This is a genomic window from uncultured Shimia sp. (genome assembly GCF_913054185.1).
Taxonomy (GTDB): Bacteria; Pseudomonadota; Alphaproteobacteria; order Rhodobacterales; family Rhodobacteraceae; genus Shimia.
Genome location: NZ_CAJXIV010000044.1, coordinates 1 through 14,899, shown reverse-complemented (window position 1 = coordinate 14,899; position 14,899 = coordinate 1). Strand labels below are relative to the sequence as shown.

The window sequence follows — 14,899 nt, the reverse complement described above, 5'->3', positions numbered from 1 at the left end:
GATCTTTCATATATGTTTCCTGCAAATAGAGGAATCGCCATGACACCCGACGTAACAGCCTTTTTTGACAAAGCGACGAACACCATCTCTTTTGTTGTGAAAGATCCGGAGGGTGCGTCCTGCGCCATCATCGACAGCGTGCTGGACTTCGACTACAGCTCCGGTCGCACAGACACCAAATCCGCCGACGAGATTATCGCTCACGTGATGGCCAACAAACTCAAGGTGGAGTGGATTCTGGAAAGCCACGTACATGCCGATCACCTCTCCGCCGCACCGTATCTTCAAGAAAAAATCGGTGGCAAGATTGGCATCGGCAAAAACATCACCATTGTGCAGGACACCTTTGGAAAGGTCTTCAACGAAGGCACCGAGTTCCAGCGTGACGGAAGCCAATTCGACAAGCTGTTTGAAGAGGGTGACAGCTTCATGATTGGCCAACTGCGTGGCGACGTGTTGCACACCCCTGGCCACACCCCTGCCTGCATGACCTATGTCATTGGCAACTCAGCTTTTGTCGGGGACACACTCTTTATGCCGGACTTTGGCACTGCCCGCTGCGACTTCCCCGGCGGTTCGTCCGAAACCCTGTATCAATCGATCCAAAAAATTCTCGCCCTGCCAAATGAAACCCGCATTTTTGTGGGCCACGACTACAAAGCTCCGGGCCGCGAAGAATACGCATGGGAAACCACCGTTGGCGAGCAAAAGGCCAACAACGTGCATGTAGGCGACGGCGCAGACAAAGACAGCTTTGTGCAAATGCGCGACAGCCGTGACGCCTCGCTGGCCATGCCAAAACTTATCATCCCGTCGTTGCAAGTGAATATGCGCGCCGGGCAAATGCCGGAGCCGGATGAAGACGGCGATGTCTTCCTCAAAGTCCCCGTAAATAAACTTTGATCCTTAAAGTACTAATATCAAAGGAATAATCATGATAAACGCAATACCAACCGACTGGCTCTTCGGGCTGGGCGGCGGCCTGCTTATTGGCCTTGGCGGCGCCGTCTTCCTGCTGGGCAATGGCCGCGTCATGGGTGCCAGTGGCATCATTGGTGGGCTGGTGGATGGCTCCGGCAAAAGCAATTTGGCGGAACGTCTGGCCTTCCTGGCCGGTGTCTTTGTGATGCCTGCCCTGCTCTTTCCGGTGTTCTCCGAGGTGAACACCCACGCAACCACAAACGTGGCTGTATTGATTGCAGCAGGCCTTTGTGTCGGCGTTGGCACCCGCCTTGCCAATGGCTGCACCTCCGGCCACGGCGTCTGTGGCATTTCCCGCTTGTCGCTGCGCGGTATGGTTGCCACCGTGTTCTACATTATGGCTGGCGGCCTGACTGTGGTTCTGTTCCGCCACATTCTGGGGGTGATCTGATGCAGCGCATTGTTCTTGCCCTCATCGCAGGCAGCCTGTTTGGCGCAGGTCTGTTTATCTCCGGCATGACCGACACCGCTAAGGTGCAAGGCTGGCTGGATGTCTTTGGCAGCTGGGACCCAACGCTGGCTTTTGTGATGGGCGGCGCGATCCTCCCGATGGCCATCGCTTGGCTGTTTACCAACGGGCGCACACCTGTGGTCGGTGGTGAATTCCCTGCGCCACCAGAACCAAAGTTGGGGCGCAACCTCGTGTTGGGTTCAGTGCTGTTTGGCGTAGGTTGGGGGCTTGCTGGTCTCTGCCCTGGTCCAGCTGTAGCCTCGCTGAGCTACGGTGGCTGGCCGCATTGGGTGTTCTTTGCCGCCATGCTCGCTGGCATGGCCTTGGCCCCTATGGCACGCGCACAACTGGACAGCGCCGTTCCTGCCGAGTAAGCAAACGCCATGGATATTCGTCAGATCACCGACCGCTTCTTTGCCGCGCCTCAGATTGACGCCGCAGACTTTGCCGCCCTTGCCGACGCTGGCTTTGGGCTTGTCATCAACAACAGACCCGACACCGAGGTTGGTCCGGATCAGCATTCCGAGACCATGCGGGCGGCCGCCGAAGCCGCCGGGCTGCAATTTGTGGTCAACCCGCTGACCATGGAAACGATGACTCTGGACCGTCAGGCCGTGCAACGCGACAGTGCGGCCGGATGTGACGGCAAGGTTCTGGCGTACTGTCGTTCCGGCACGCGCTCAACAATCTGCTGGGCCTTGTCACAAGCCAAAGAGATGGATGTGGCCGACATCGTGAATGCTGCGGCCAACGGTGGTTATGATGTCTCCGGCTTGGTGCCACATCTGGAAGCGCTCAAGTCGGAGGGCTAAACCTCTGGCCAAAACAAAAAGCCCCGCTCTTCCGGCGGGGCTTTTTTGTATCTGCTCGCTGTGACTACTCGAAAAGTCTTACGTGCCTGTCAGATCCAGATCAGCCAGTGCCGCCGGATCGCCGATATCGTCGTTGCCCAGCTGGATCAGATCATCCAGATCATCCAGCCCACCAAAATCTTCCATGCCATTGTCCGCATCCAGACCAACGCCCATCTCGCCCATTGGTTCCAGGTCTGGCAGTCCGCCGCCGCCCATGTCCGGCAAGTCGCCACCAAAGTCCGGTAAGTCTCCACCGTCCAGCGCAGGCATTTCGGCCATACCCGGCAATTCGCCGCCAATATCATCCATACCGCCCATCGCAGGCATGTCCATTCCAGGCATATCCATCGACGGCATATCCATTGCAGGCATCTCGGGTGCACCCATGTCAGGCATGCCCATATCCGGCATATCGGGAACCGTTAGGTCTGTTGAGGCAGAGGTAGCTGCGGAGGCTCCAATCAATCCGGGCACACACACGGCCCGCATGCCATTAAGCTGACCAATTCGTACTTCGGCAATCGCTTCACCGGTCGGCGCTTCAAGCTTGGCGCTCTGCATGGCTTCTTCTGGCAGCGCGAGAGTGTCGCCAACCTGTAGCCCCTGAATCTGCGCAATTGGCAGGCTGATTTTCCCCACAACGGCATTCAGCAACGTGGTTGCCTCTTTCACGCCGTTTTGGAATTTCTCAGCATCGGTTTCTGCCGCGTCATCTGGCTCATCCAACAGAACTTGCACGTCCGGGAACAGCAGAGCCATCGTGCCGGATTTCTTGCCACGCTCCAATTTCACATCAAGCACAAACATATGATAGTCTTGCGCGGTCATCGCCAAAGACAGGGTGCGCGTGTCGAGCATCATCGCACCAAATTTGTAGTGTTGCAGCCAATACGGCGCCTCACCTTCTTCCCCCAGCATCCGGACATAGCGCATCAACGCATCTTCCAGAAACGGCGTGATCAGCGCGGCATCCACTTTGGTGGGCACGCGATCAACCACCGGCTTGGGGATCACCTGACCCAGGGTCTGGAACTCAACCAAGCCGGCCAAAACCTGCATATCCACAGCCAGCGCGCCTGGCTCACCGTTCTGCCCTTCGAGCAAAACCAACAAAGATTCGTTGTCTAATGTCACTTCAAGCGCGCGGTGCGGCAGCTTTACGTGGCGCACATCGGTCACATCCAGTGCCAGATCCAAACCTTTCTCAGCCGCCAAAGCGAGCCCAAGGCGCAAGGCCTTATTTGGGGACATCGCGCGTGCCTGATGCTCGGTCCGCCCATCCGCTGCTTTACGTCTTAGAATAGAGGTGGCTTGAGTTTCACTCATATCCGGATCTGCCCTGTTTGTGGCTCCTTGCAGGACAGATGTGCCGCAATAAGGTTAATAGAGCCTCTACATGACCACCAAATAGCCTATGAAATTGTGCCTATTGCGCGGCCATTGCCACCTGCTCCGGCAAGGTCACCCGAAACGCCGCGCCACCCTGCCCCGGCAGATACTCTACCGAACCCTCAAGGCGGGTCATGATCTCACGACAAATCGCCAAGCCCAGCCCCGCACCTTTGACCTTTTGCTCTCCAGTGCGGGAGAATTTTTCAAAGATCACAGCCTGTTCGGTTTTGGGAATGCCGCTGCCATTGTCGATGAAATCCACCACCAATGCCGCATTGGCCCGTCCAACTTCGATGCGCAGTTTTGGCGCCGTCGCATCGCAATATTTCTGAGCGTTTCCAATCAGGTTGATGAACACTTGGCTCAAACGGTCCAAATCGGTGTGCAACATCAGGTCTTCTTGCTGATCGTTGCGCACCACCCGCATCTTGTCCGCTCCCGCGCCGGTCAATGCGCTCGACACTGCATGATCCAATATACCTTTGAGAGACCCGCTCTGCATGTTCAGGTTCACCCGACCACTCTCCAGCACGCTGAGGTCCAGCAAGTCATCCAGCAGCCGCGTCAACCGCAGCGCTTCGTCATGGATAATCGAGCTGTATTTGATCTTTTCATTTTCAGTCAGCCGGTCACTGTCCCGCAAGATTTCCGAAAAAGCCCGGATGGACGTCATTGGCGTGCGCAACTCGTGGCTTACCTGACTGAGAAAGCTGTCTTTCTGCTCCGAAATCAGGGTCAACTTTTCGTTGGCCTGCCGCAATTGCCGCGCTGTGCGTGCCTGCTCTTCGGATTTGGCCTCGAGTTTGCTGGAATACTCCATCATCTGCGCGGTTTCATCGGCCACCGCCATCAGATCTTCCACAGATACCGAGGCCCCACCAACAATCTGCCCGATCATCGCATGCGCCGTGGCCGCCCCCACAGAGCCTGCCAATTCACGTTCCAACCGCTGCAAAAAGTCGGGCGACGGTTCCGGCAACAGGCCGCTCATGCCTTGGCGTTTCGCCTCACGCTCAAATAGGTTCTGAGCCTCCCGCGCCCCAATGATACGCTGTGCCATCACCATCAGGTCTTCGGTTTGCGCAAGGCTGCCGCCCCAGCTTTGCGGCGTGGAGCTGTGCTCATACACATTCACAAATTGCGCGCCTTGCAAACGCTCCAATGGCGATGGAAACCCAACCAACGAAGCGACAAAGAAGCTCATTGTATTCAGGAGAATAGACCAGAATATTGCATGCACGAGAGGGTCCATTCCCGAGATGCCAAAAAACGCCTGCGGTCGTAGCCATCCAAGCCCCAAAGGTCCGTTGGCCAACATGCTTTCCGACACTAAAGTGCCCGCGCCAAAGCTTGGCAACAACAACGTATAGGCCCAGATCACAAATCCCACGGACAGCCCCACAAAGGCCCCCGTACGGGTCGCGCCCCGCCAGAAGATCCCGCCAACCAACACTGGTAAGAACTGCGCCACCCCGGCAAAGGAAACCAGGCCAATCGAGGCCAGCGCCGTGCCACCACCCGACAGGCGGAAATAGAGGTAACCAAGAAACACCACCGCTGCGATGGATATCCGCCGCGACAACAACACAACGTGGCGCACATCACCGGAAACCGACGCACCACCGCTCTGCGTGCTCAGCCAGATCGGCATCACAATATGGTTGGACACCATCGTCGACAACGCCAGCGCCGCGACAATCACCATCGATGTTGCGCTGGAAAAACCGCCAAGAAAGCTCAACATCGCCAGCGCGTCATTTCCAGTTGCAAGTGGCACTGTCAAAACAAAGAAATCCGGGTTGCTGCCCGGTGGCAGAAGGTCCAGGCCCACCACCGCAATGGGCACCACAAACAGGCTCATCACCATCAAGTACGCCGGAAACGCCCAACTTGCGGTGCGCAAGTGGTCTTCATCTTCATTCTCGACCACCATGACCTGGAACATGCGCGGAAGGCACAGAAATGCCGCTCCAGACAGAAAAATCAAAGTGGCCCAGCGATCGCCACGCATCTGCCACTGGCCAATCTCGCTGGCATCAATACGGGCAAGCGTGTCCCCCACACCGCCAGCCAGCCCCCAAACCACAAAAATGCCAACCGCTGTCAGCGCCAGCAATTTGACAATTGCCTCAACCGCCACAGCCATCACTACGCCGTGGTGGCGTTCATTCACATCAAGGTTGCGCGTGCCAAAGATAATGGTGAAAAGTGCCAGTCCTGCCGCCACCAGAAGCGCATTACTGCCCTGCGCTGCATCCGTTAACTCCGCCCCGTAAGCACTTGAAAAAACGTCAAAACTGACTGTCACAGACTGCAGCTGGAGGGCGATATAGGGGGTGGTTCCGATCACCGCCAGTACCGTGACACCAACCGCCAAAAGGTTTGACTTGCCGTAACGAGATGAAATCAAGTCAGCAATCGACGTGATCCGCTGGCTGCGCCCAATGCGCACCAATTTTCGAAGGAGCCACCACCAGCCAATCATTACCAACGACGGGCCAATATAGATGGTGAGGTATTCAAGCCCAGAACGTGCCGCGTAGCCAACCGCTCCATAAAACGTCCAGGCGGTGCAATAGATGGATAGAGACAGCGTGTAGATCAAGGGGCTGCGCAGCCACGCGCCCTTGCCCTCCAGCGCCGCGCGCTCCGCGGCAAAAGCCACCAGAAACAAAAACGCGACGTAGATCAAACACACGCCAACCAGGATATTGAGCGTGCCCATCAGCGTTCGCGCTCCGTCTCCTCCGCATCGCTGCGTTTGAGGCTACGCGCAAACCACCCGCCCCCAACGACAAGCAACAGCCATACACTAAAGATGTAAATAATGGCATCGGAGGTCATTACCACATCTGCCGATTCAGATTGCCGCCACAACAGCGGCACCGCCCAAAGTACCCCCCCGATCACTGGCAGGGTACGGATTGTGTCAATCAACCGCCGGCGGCGATAACTCTGCCGCTCCAAAAACGGAATGGTGTGTTTGGCGTTCACCCGGCCACCAGTTCGCGCACCGCATTCAACACCTCAGCATTGGAAAACGGTTTGGTCATAAACCGGCTTGCACCGGCGCGCTCTGCCATTTCGCGGTCTTTGACCTGCCCTTTGGCGGTCAGCATCAACACCGGCAGGCCCTGAGTGGCGTCCTCACTGCGCAGTTCGCGCAGAATGTCATACCCGGTCTTACCTGGCAGCATCACATCCAGAATGACCAGATCTGGCATCGCCTCTTGCACCACACCAACGGCGTCATGACCATTGGAATGGGTCGCAACAGACCAGCCGTCACGTGACAAGATGAAGCTGATCGCTTCGATGATATTGGGCTCATCTTCGATGACTAGCACGTTTTTGCCCATGCAGTCTCCCCTCCCCGAAAGTCCACAAGCGGTGCGCCATTCTTAGCGACAGCCCGCAAAAAGAAAAGATATTTTCCGACGTTACCCGACATCCGCCAACAATGACGGCTCGCGACGTCCTTCGCACTTCTCCAGCGGGCACACCCGACAAGAGGACCCAACCTCTGCTTCAGCCGCCCCCGCTTCCTCCAGCGGCACAATCAACATATAGCTATGATAGAGCGGCGCAACATTGACTTGGATTGTGCCAATTGGCTCACTTACTGCGTAACAATCAAACCGCTTCGCCTCGCGCCCCGTCATGGTGACAGTTTGCCGCAAGGCCTGCATCGGACGCGACAAAGCTTGGAACAACGGCCACTTTGGACAAGCGCCGGAAAACCGCGGAATGGCAAAACCTTCCACCGGCTTGCGCAACATCAACGTGCCGGAGGCGTCACACATCACCAAACCCATCGGCATGGGCAACATGACATCAGATACCGCCGCAAGCCGGCGCATCACAGTGCTCAGCGGCACGCCGTAGTCCGTCGCAATCTGCGCCGGATCCACATTTCCTGCCTTCACTTGGCGCTCCAGCATGTCCAACGACAGCAGCCGCGCATCCGCCCGCAATTGCCGCACCACAGCCATCGCCATATCCCGTGCGGCATCCGACGTCAGCTGCGCCTGATTGCTCACAAAAGTTGACAGCTCGTCGGGTGTCGCATTCACCAGACTGTCGAACCGGAACTTGTGTGCCTCCAGCATGCATTCCACCTCTTCCAGTGGCAATGTCATGCCGGCTGAGGCATCGCCCGCGTCATCCAAATATGCCACCAACTGCTCCGCGCCTTCCGCAAGCCGCTGGCTGTCCTCATTCAGATTGCGGTGAAACCGGTTACGCCATTCCGGCTCAATCTCTTTTGTGTCTGCCAGAATCCCGGCAGTGGACCGGATCGCCGTGACCATGGTCAACATCTCATGCACGGATGTGGCCAAATGCGGATCGTGTGTCAGCCTGTCGGTCAACGTCGCCGCCGTATGTTCCAAGCTGCGGAGCCGTTTGTGCTGTTCCGCAATCAAACCTGCCCACCCGGGGAAGCGCCCGGCAAATTCATCGCCCCGTTCCAACTCTACAGCCACAGCCTCTGCCTCCGCCGCCGCCACACGCAACGCTGACAAAAGCGCAGCTTCTGCGCCTTCGCTTAGCAATGACGGCTCAACGTTCAAGGCTTGAGCGATGCCGTTCAGCAGTTTCCCACCGATTCTGCGCCGGTTGTGCTCAATCAAATTGAGATAGCTGCCGGAGATCCCGACCTGCCGCGCAAGTTCAGCTTGACGCAAGCCCGCCATCACGCGGCGCTCCCGAATGCGACTGCCCGCAAGGGTTTGCTGGACCATTGGCTTATCCCCCAGTTTCAGTGTTTTGCTGCGCTGCAAAATAATTTCTTTACACCATGCTGCAGAGCAATGCGAATTACTTTACAAAAAAAATGTGTCTCTGAAAGCAGTTGTTGCGAAATTTTCGACCGCGCCGCGATAATAGCTTTGCACAAATAGTGCCTGTGGGGCGGGAAGAGGAGCCCAATCCACAAACGACATAACGGGAGGATTACATGTCCAAAAGCAACTTTACACGTCGCGGCGTTTTGAAAACCGGTGCCGTCGCTGGCGCAGGTCTGGCGCTGCCGACCATCTTCACAGCTCAAAGCGGCCACGCGTTTACAAACGACCCAACCGGCGGGTCCGTAACCCTGGGCTTCAACGTGCCACAATCCGGTCCTTACGCCGACGAGGGCGCAGATGAACTGCGCGCTTATCAGCTGGCTGTAGAGCACCTGAACGGCGAAGGCGACAGCGGCATGCTGAACACCTTCACGTCCAAAGAACTGCAAGGCAACGGCATCCTCGGCAAGAAAGTCGAATATGTCACCGGCGACACGCAGACAAAATCTGACGCCGCGCGTGCATCGGCCAAGTCGATGATCGAAAAAGACGGCGCCATCATGATCACCGGTGGCTCCTCCTCCGGTGTGGCAATTGCTGTTCAAGGTCTGTGTCAGGAAGCTGGCGTGATCTTCATGGCAGGTCTGACACACTCCAACGACACAACCGGTAAAGACCGCAAGGCCAACGGTTTCCGTCACTTCTTCAACGGCTACATGTCGGGCGCTGCTCTGGCACCAGTTCTGAAGAACATCTACGGCGATGATCGTAAAGCCTACCACCTGACCGCTGACTACACTTGGGGTTGGACCCAGCAGGAGTCCATCGCGGCGGCAACCGAGGCACTTGGCTGGGAAACCGTCAACAACGTGCTGACACCGCTGGCCTCCACGGACTTCAGCTCCTACATCGCACCGGTTCTGAACTCCGGCGCTGATGTTTTGGTTCTGAACCACTACGGCGGCAACATGGTGAACTCGCTGACCAACGCGGTTCAGTTTGGTCTGCGCGAAAAAGTCGTGAACGGCAAAGACTTCGAAATTGTTGTACCTCTGTACTCTCGCCTGATGGCGAAAGGTGCGGGCGCCAACGTTAAAGGCATCCACGGTTCGACTAACTGGCACTGGTCCCTGCAGGATGAAGGCTCCAAAGCCTTCGTGAAATCCTTCGGTACCAAGTATGGCTTCCCGCCATCCCAGGCAGCACACACCTGCTACGTTCAGACCCTGCTGTATGCAGATGCTGTGACCCGCGCCGGTTCCTTTGCGCCATGTGCCGTGGCTGAAGCTCTGGAAGGCTTTGAGTTTGATGGTCTGGGCAACGGCAAGACGCTGTATCGTGCCGAAGACCACCAGTGCTTCAAAGATGTTCTGGTTGTGCGTGGTAAAGAAAACCCAACATCCGAGTTCGACCTTCTGGAAGTTGTGGAAGTTACCCCGGCGGCGCAGGTTACCTACGCTCCCGATCACGCAATGTTTGGCGGCGCGGAAGCGTCTCTGGGCGAGTGCAACAACGGCGCGTAAGCGCTTTACCTTTGCTGGCCGCGCCTCTGCGCGGCCAGTTCCTCCCTTTCCCGGACGTGAGAAGACGCACCAAATGCGCACTCCGCTGAGGAAAGCCACAAACATGAATTGGTGGGGACGATGGACGGATTAATCCTGCAAATCCTGAATGGCCTAGACAAGGGCTCCGCCTATGCGCTGATTGCGCTGGGACTTACTTTGATTTTTGGCACATTGGGTGTCGTAAACTTCGCTCACGGGGCGCTGTTTATGATCGGCGCCTTCTGTGCTGTCACAATCTCCAAGATATTGAATATCAGTTATGAGGTTGTTGACCCAAACCAGACAGACTTTCTCGGCAACCCGCTGAAAGTCAAAACACCTTATGTCGAAAGCTGGTTTGGCCCCGAAATGGGCGCCTCCATCATCGACTGGTCGGTGCCGCTGGCCATTTTGCTGACCATCCCTGTGATGATGTTGATTGGTTTGATCATGGAACGTGGTCTGATCAAACATTTCTATAGCCGGGAACATGCGGATCAGATTTTGGTGACCTTTGGCCTCGCCATCGTTCTGCAGGAAATCATCAAATACTACTTTGGCGCCAACCCGATCCAGACTCCTCCACCTGAGGCGTTGCAAGGTGTTGCCAATATCGGTGCCGCCTTTGGCATGGACTTGCCCTACCCAATCTGGCGCATTGTCTACTTCTGCTTCTCACTTGGCATTATCGGCGCGGTCTTTGCTTTCTTGCAGTTCACCACCTTTGGTATGGTTGTGCGCGCGGGTATGGCGGACCGTGAAACCGTTGGCCTCCTGGGCATCAACATTGACCGACGCTTCACCATTATGTTTGCGATTGCAGCCGCCGTCGCCGGTTTGGCTGGCGTGATGTACGCGCCAATCAACCCACCCAACTACCACATGGGCATGGACTTCCTTGTCTTGAGCTTTGTGGTTGTGGTTGTGGGCGGCATGGGCTCCCTGCCCGGCGCTGTGCTCGCAGGCTTTATGCTTGGCATTTTGGAGAGCTTCGCCTCCACCACTTGGGCCACCACCACTCTGCCCGGTATCAACCAGATCATCATCTACCTTGTCGCGATCATCGTACTTCTGACCCGTCCGCGCGGTCTGATGGGACGCAAAGGCGTGATGGAGGAATAAGACATGCTTGGATTGAATAACAAAGACACCAAACTCCTGATCGCTGTTGCGGTGCTGACATTGCTCGCACCCTTCATCCTCAACCCCTTCCCGGCCGACAGCGCCATGGCCCAGTTCAACGCCGGGTATCCGGATCTGATGCAGCGCTTTGTCATCTTCGGCATCTTTGCCATCGGATTTAACATTCTGTTCGGCCTCACCGGCTACTTGTCCTTTGGCCACGCGGCCTTCCTAGGCATAGGTTCTTATGCGGCTGTGTGGATCTTCAAGCTCTTCACCTACAACGTCGTCCCCGCGATTGCATTGGCGGTGATCATGGCAGGCCTATTCTCTGTCATTATCGGCTACGTAAGTTTGCGCCGCTCCGGCATCTACTTCTCGATCCTGACACTGGCGTTTGCCCAGATGTCCTTCGCGTTGGCCTATTCGGTCCTCTCCAACCCAAAGTTCAACCTGACCAATGGGGAAACCGGTCTTCAGGTTTATGCCGATGACATTCAGATGTTCCACCGCGAGGGCCTGCCGGATCTGCCACACCTCTTTGGACTGTCGATGCGCTCGACTTACAATTTGGACATCGGCGCCTGGAGCTTCAGCTTCAACGCAGGCTACTACCTCTGTGCGATTGTATTAATGCTGGTCTTCTATCTCTCGATCCGCATCTTCCGCTCGCCATTTGGCCTAATGTTGCGCGCCATCAAATCCAACCAGACGCGCATGTCTTATACAGGCCTCAACCCACGTCCTCACACGCTGGCTGCCTTCGTGATCTCCGGCATGTACGCTGGTCTGGCTGGCGGTCTGATGGCTGCGATGGACCCGCTTGCAGGTGCAGAGCGCATGCAGTGGACGGCCTCTGGCGAAGTGGTTCTGATGACCATCCTCGGCGGCACCGGCACCTTAATTGGTCCAGTTCTGGGCGCAGGTTTCATCAAGTACTTTGAGAACATCTTCTCCAAAATCAACGACTCGATCCTGCACGAATGGTTCGCCTTCCTGCCCGATGGCCTTGAGAACTTCATGGTCTTCATCGTGCACCCGTTCGTTGGCAAAGGCTGGCACCTGACACTGGGCATCTTGTTCATGCTGGTTGTGATCTTCCTGCCAGGTGGCCTGGTTGAAGGTGGTCAACGCATTGCCAAATGGATCAAGAACCGCGGCAAAGCCGAAGACTCTGGCGCCACAACCGAACCCGCAGAATAAGGAGACTGAAAGATGGGAATTCTCGAAGTCAAAGACGTAGGCAAGCGGTTCGGTGGTCTTCAGGCCCTCGGTGACGTGAACCTCTCGGTCAAAGAAAACAGCGTACATGCCATCATCGGCCCCAATGGGGCCGGGAAATCCACTCTCCTGAACTGCCTTGTGGGCAAGCTCATCCCGGACACAGGCTCTGTCATGTTTGATGGTCAGTCGGTGTTGGGTCGTAGCCCTCACGAGATCAATCAGATGGGCATTTCCCGCGTCTTCCAAACCCCTGAGATCTTTGGTGATCTTTCGGTTATGGAAAACATGATGATCCCCTGCTTTGCCAAAAGGGACGGCTCTTTCCGCATGCGGGCCATCGAAAACACGATGCGCGAAAAAGACGTCGTGGAAAAAGCCGAAGCGATGCTGGTGGACATGAATATGGCCGACAAGCGTCACATGAATGCGGCCTCGATGTCGCGTGGGGACAAACGGCGTTTGGAAATTGGCATGTGTCTGGCACAAGAGCCGCGCCTGCTGCTGTTGGATGAGCCAACCGCCGGCATGGCACGGGCTGACACCAACAATACCATCGATCTTCTCAAGCAGATCAGTGATGAACGCGACATCACCATCGCCATCATCGAGCACGACATGCATGTTGTGTTCTCTCTGGCAGAGCGCATCACCGTGCTGGCACAGGGCACGCCACTGGTCGAAGACAATCCTGAAAACATCAAAGGTCACCCGAAAGTGCGCGAAGCGTACCTCGGCGAGACTGCTGCATAAGGGAAACAGGACAGATGAACGTCAAACCCGACTTTTCCAAAGGCCACAATCTGGCCGAAACCGCCCCCGCCTATCTCTCCATTTGGAATATGGAGAGCTACTACGGCGAGAGCTACATCGTTCAAAACATCAGCTTCAACGTACACGAAGGTGAAATCCTTGCGCTCTTAGGCCGCAACGGTGCGGGCAAAACCTCCACTCTGCGCTCCATCGCTCGCATGAATGATCCCCAGGTCACCAAGGGTGAAATCTGGCTTGACCACCAGCCACTGCACCTGATGAAAAGCTATGAAGCAGCGCAGGCTGGCATTGGCCTTGTTCCGGAAGACCGTTCGATCATCCCAGGCCTGACTGTGGAGGAGAACATCCAGCTGGCCCAGATTGCCCCGCCCATCGGCTGGTCGATTGACCGTCTATATGAGCTCTTCCCGCGCCTTGGTGAGCGCCGCAAGCAGGAAGGTGTGACGCTTTCTGGTGGGGAACAGCAAATGCTGGCCATCGCCCGCGCGCTCAGCCGTGACATCAAAGTCCTGCTGCTGGATGAGCCTTACGAAGGTCTCGCGCCAGTGATCGTGGACGAGATCGAAAAGACGCTGCGCATCATCAAAGAGCAGGGCATCACCACCGTAATCGTAGAGCAGAACGCCGTACGCGCGCTCGAACTCGCCGATCGCGCGGTGATCCTGGACACCGGCTCCGTGGTGTTTGACGGCTCCGCCAACGAAGTGCTCGAAAACGAAGAGCTGCGTGCCGAATATCTGGCAATCTGACGCCAACACTTTGGGGTTGCGCCAAAAGTCGAGTTGACCTCGCGGCGCAGCCCCCTAACCTCGCCCCCAAAGCATTACCATTCGAGGTCCAACATGTCTGATACCACATTCCCCCCATCCAAAGAGCTTGCGGAAAACGCGATTATCACCGCGGACACTTACACTGAGATGTACGCGGCCTCGATGTCTGATCCTGAGGCGTTTTGGCGCGAGCATGGTCAGCGTGTGGATTGGATCAAGCCCTACACCAAAGTAAAGAACACCTCTTTTGCGCCCGGTGCAGTGGACATCAAATGGTTTGAGGACGGCACATTAAACGTCTCCGCCAACTGTATTGACCGCCATCTGGAAACCCGTGGCAATCAGGCCGCGATCATCTTTGAACCGGATGATCCCAACGAGCCAGCGCAGTCGATCACCTATGCTGACCTGCACCGCCGCGTCTGCCGCTTTGCCAATGTGCTCGAAGAGATGGGCGTGCGCAAAGGGGACCGCGTGGTGATTTATCTGCCGATGATCCCGGAGGCGGCGTATGCCATGCTGGCCTGTGCCCGCATCGGCGCAATCCACTCAATTGTCTTTGCCGGCTTCAGCCCCGATGCGCTTGCCGCTCGGATCAACGGCTGTGACGCCAAAGTGGTGATCACTGCGGACTCCGCGCCCCGTGGCGGCCGCAAAACCGCACTCAAGTCCAACGCCGACGCAGCGCTGTTGCACACCAAAGACACCGTGAAATGTCTGGTGGTGAAGCGCACCGGCGATCAGACCACCTGGATTGACGGCCGCGACTATGACTACAACGAGATGGTCATGGAGGTGGGCGACTACTGCAAACCCGCCGAGATGAACGCCGAAGATCCGCTGTTTGTGCTTTATACCTCCGGCTCCACCGGCCAGCCCAAAGGCGTGGTGCACACCACCGGCGGCTATCTGGTCTACGCGTCGATGACCCATCAATACACCTTTGATTACAAAGACGGCGACATCTTCTGGTGCACCGCCGATGTGGGCTGGGTCACGGGCC

At 56.7% G+C, this 14,899-nt stretch carries 15 protein-coding genes; 10 read left to right on the top strand and 5 right to left on the bottom strand.

All coding sequences use genetic code 11. The features are described from left to right. Window positions 1–39 precede the first annotated feature (39 nt). Genes QZ517_RS10840 through QZ517_RS10825 form a run of 4 tightly spaced genes read left to right on the top strand, consistent with a single transcriptional unit; the run spans window position 40 to window position 2,244 of the window. Entirely contained in the window at window positions 40–903 is an 864-nt protein-coding gene (locus QZ517_RS10840; RefSeq protein ID WP_294226522.1) for an MBL fold metallo-hydrolase, read from the top strand. 43 nt (window positions 904–946) lie between these two features. Continuing rightward, complete coding sequence (locus QZ517_RS10835) at window positions 947–1,372, top strand: YeeE/YedE thiosulfate transporter family protein (RefSeq protein WP_294226568.1); 426 nt, start codon at window positions 947–949, stop codon at window positions 1,370–1,372. Next, a complete protein-coding gene (locus tag QZ517_RS10830) occupies window positions 1,372–1,806 on the top strand; it encodes a DUF6691 family protein (RefSeq protein ID WP_294226519.1) in 435 nt (144 codons plus the stop codon). The genes QZ517_RS10835 and QZ517_RS10830 overlap by 1 nt, the downstream gene beginning before the upstream one ends. 9 nt (window positions 1,807–1,815) lie before the next feature. Continuing rightward, complete coding sequence (locus tag QZ517_RS10825; RefSeq protein WP_294226516.1) at window positions 1,816–2,244, top strand: TIGR01244 family sulfur transferase; 429 nt, start codon at window positions 1,816–1,818, stop codon at window positions 2,242–2,244. A gap of 78 nt (window positions 2,245–2,322) precedes the next feature. On the opposite strand, the gene QZ517_RS10820 is transcribed toward QZ517_RS10825, so the two are convergent. The 5 genes from QZ517_RS10820 to QZ517_RS10800 all read right to left on the bottom strand — a co-directional run bounded on the left by QZ517_RS10820 (window position 2,323) and on the right by QZ517_RS10800 (window position 8,420). Then, window positions 2,323–3,612 (bottom strand): hypothetical protein, encoded by a 1,290-nt coding sequence (locus tag QZ517_RS10820; RefSeq protein WP_294226514.1) that lies wholly within the window; start codon window positions 3,610–3,612, stop codon window positions 2,323–2,325. Window positions 3,613–3,712: 100 nt separating this feature from the next. Further along, on the bottom strand, window positions 3,713–6,403 hold the full coding sequence (locus QZ517_RS10815; protein WP_294226511.1) for a sensor histidine kinase: 2,691 nt from the start codon (window positions 6,401–6,403) through the stop codon (window positions 3,713–3,715). Beyond that, complete coding sequence (locus tag QZ517_RS10810) at window positions 6,403–6,672, bottom strand: hypothetical protein (protein ID WP_294226508.1); 270 nt, start codon at window positions 6,670–6,672, stop codon at window positions 6,403–6,405. Before QZ517_RS10810 ends, QZ517_RS10815 begins: the two co-directional genes overlap by 1 nt. Further along, window positions 6,669–7,037, bottom strand: a complete 369-nt coding sequence (locus QZ517_RS10805) for a response regulator (RefSeq protein WP_294226505.1) — start codon at window positions 7,035–7,037, stop codon at window positions 6,669–6,671. The genes QZ517_RS10810 and QZ517_RS10805 overlap by 4 nt, the downstream gene beginning before the upstream one ends. Before the next feature lie 81 nt (window positions 7,038–7,118). Further along, the gene (locus tag QZ517_RS10800; protein ID WP_294226502.1) at window positions 7,119–8,420 is read right to left on the bottom strand and encodes a helix-turn-helix transcriptional regulator; all 1,302 of its coding nucleotides are present in this window, start codon (window positions 8,418–8,420) and stop codon (window positions 7,119–7,121) included. 215 nt (window positions 8,421–8,635) lie between these two features. Here QZ517_RS10800 and QZ517_RS10795 point away from each other — a divergent pair, with 215 nt between their 5' ends. From QZ517_RS10795 to QZ517_RS10770, 6 genes are all read left to right on the top strand, one after another. After that, a complete protein-coding gene (locus tag QZ517_RS10795) occupies window positions 8,636–9,988 on the top strand; it encodes a substrate-binding protein (RefSeq protein WP_294226498.1) in 1,353 nt (450 codons plus the stop codon). Window positions 9,989–10,108: 120 nt separating this feature from the next. After that, entirely contained in the window at window positions 10,109–11,131 is a 1,023-nt protein-coding gene (locus QZ517_RS10790; RefSeq protein ID WP_294226495.1) for a branched-chain amino acid ABC transporter permease, read from the top strand. A gap of 3 nt (window positions 11,132–11,134) precedes the next feature. Beyond that, window positions 11,135–12,334 (top strand): branched-chain amino acid ABC transporter permease, encoded by a 1,200-nt coding sequence (locus tag QZ517_RS10785; RefSeq protein ID WP_294226492.1) that lies wholly within the window; start codon window positions 11,135–11,137, stop codon window positions 12,332–12,334. Between the two features lie 12 nt (window positions 12,335–12,346). Continuing rightward, window positions 12,347–13,105 (top strand): ABC transporter ATP-binding protein, encoded by a 759-nt coding sequence (locus QZ517_RS10780; protein WP_294226489.1) that lies wholly within the window; start codon window positions 12,347–12,349, stop codon window positions 13,103–13,105. Window positions 13,106–13,119: 14 nt separating this feature from the next. Continuing rightward, entirely contained in the window at window positions 13,120–13,875 is a 756-nt protein-coding gene (locus QZ517_RS10775; RefSeq protein WP_294226484.1) for an ABC transporter ATP-binding protein, read from the top strand. Window positions 13,876–13,968: 93 nt separating this feature from the next. Next, a partial coding sequence (locus QZ517_RS10770; RefSeq protein ID WP_294226481.1) for an AMP-binding protein occupies window positions 13,969–14,899 on the top strand: 931 nt, incomplete at its 3' end.

What these genes read in the sequence shown, in the direction of transcription:
- QZ517_RS10815 (WP_294226511.1), bottom strand. Translation starts at nt 6,403, where the DNA reads ATGGGCACGCTCAATATCCTGGTTGGCGTGTGTTTGATCTACGTCGCG.
- QZ517_RS10800 (WP_294226502.1), bottom strand. Translation starts at nt 8,420, where the DNA reads ATGGTCCAGCAAACCCTTGCGGGCAGTCGCATTCGGGAGCGCCGCGTG.
- QZ517_RS10820 (WP_294226514.1), bottom strand. Translation starts at nt 3,612, where the DNA reads ATGAGTGAAACTCAAGCCACCTCTATTCTAAGACGTAAAGCAGCGGAT.
- QZ517_RS10780 (WP_294226489.1), top strand. Translation starts at nt 12,347, where the DNA reads ATGGGAATTCTCGAAGTCAAAGACGTAGGCAAGCGGTTCGGTGGTCTT.
- QZ517_RS10840 (WP_294226522.1), top strand. Translation starts at nt 40, where the DNA reads ATGACACCCGACGTAACAGCCTTTTTTGACAAAGCGACGAACACCATC.
- QZ517_RS10830 (WP_294226519.1), top strand. Translation starts at nt 1,372, where the DNA reads ATGCAGCGCATTGTTCTTGCCCTCATCGCAGGCAGCCTGTTTGGCGCA.
- QZ517_RS10775 (WP_294226484.1), top strand. Translation starts at nt 13,120, where the DNA reads ATGAACGTCAAACCCGACTTTTCCAAAGGCCACAATCTGGCCGAAACC.
- QZ517_RS10790 (WP_294226495.1), top strand. Translation starts at nt 10,109, where the DNA reads ATGGACGGATTAATCCTGCAAATCCTGAATGGCCTAGACAAGGGCTCC.
- QZ517_RS10785 (WP_294226492.1), top strand. Translation starts at nt 11,135, where the DNA reads ATGCTTGGATTGAATAACAAAGACACCAAACTCCTGATCGCTGTTGCG.
- QZ517_RS10825 (WP_294226516.1), top strand. Translation starts at nt 1,816, where the DNA reads ATGGATATTCGTCAGATCACCGACCGCTTCTTTGCCGCGCCTCAGATT.
- QZ517_RS10805 (WP_294226505.1), bottom strand. Translation starts at nt 7,037, where the DNA reads ATGGGCAAAAACGTGCTAGTCATCGAAGATGAGCCCAATATCATCGAA.
- QZ517_RS10795 (WP_294226498.1), top strand. Translation starts at nt 8,636, where the DNA reads ATGTCCAAAAGCAACTTTACACGTCGCGGCGTTTTGAAAACCGGTGCC.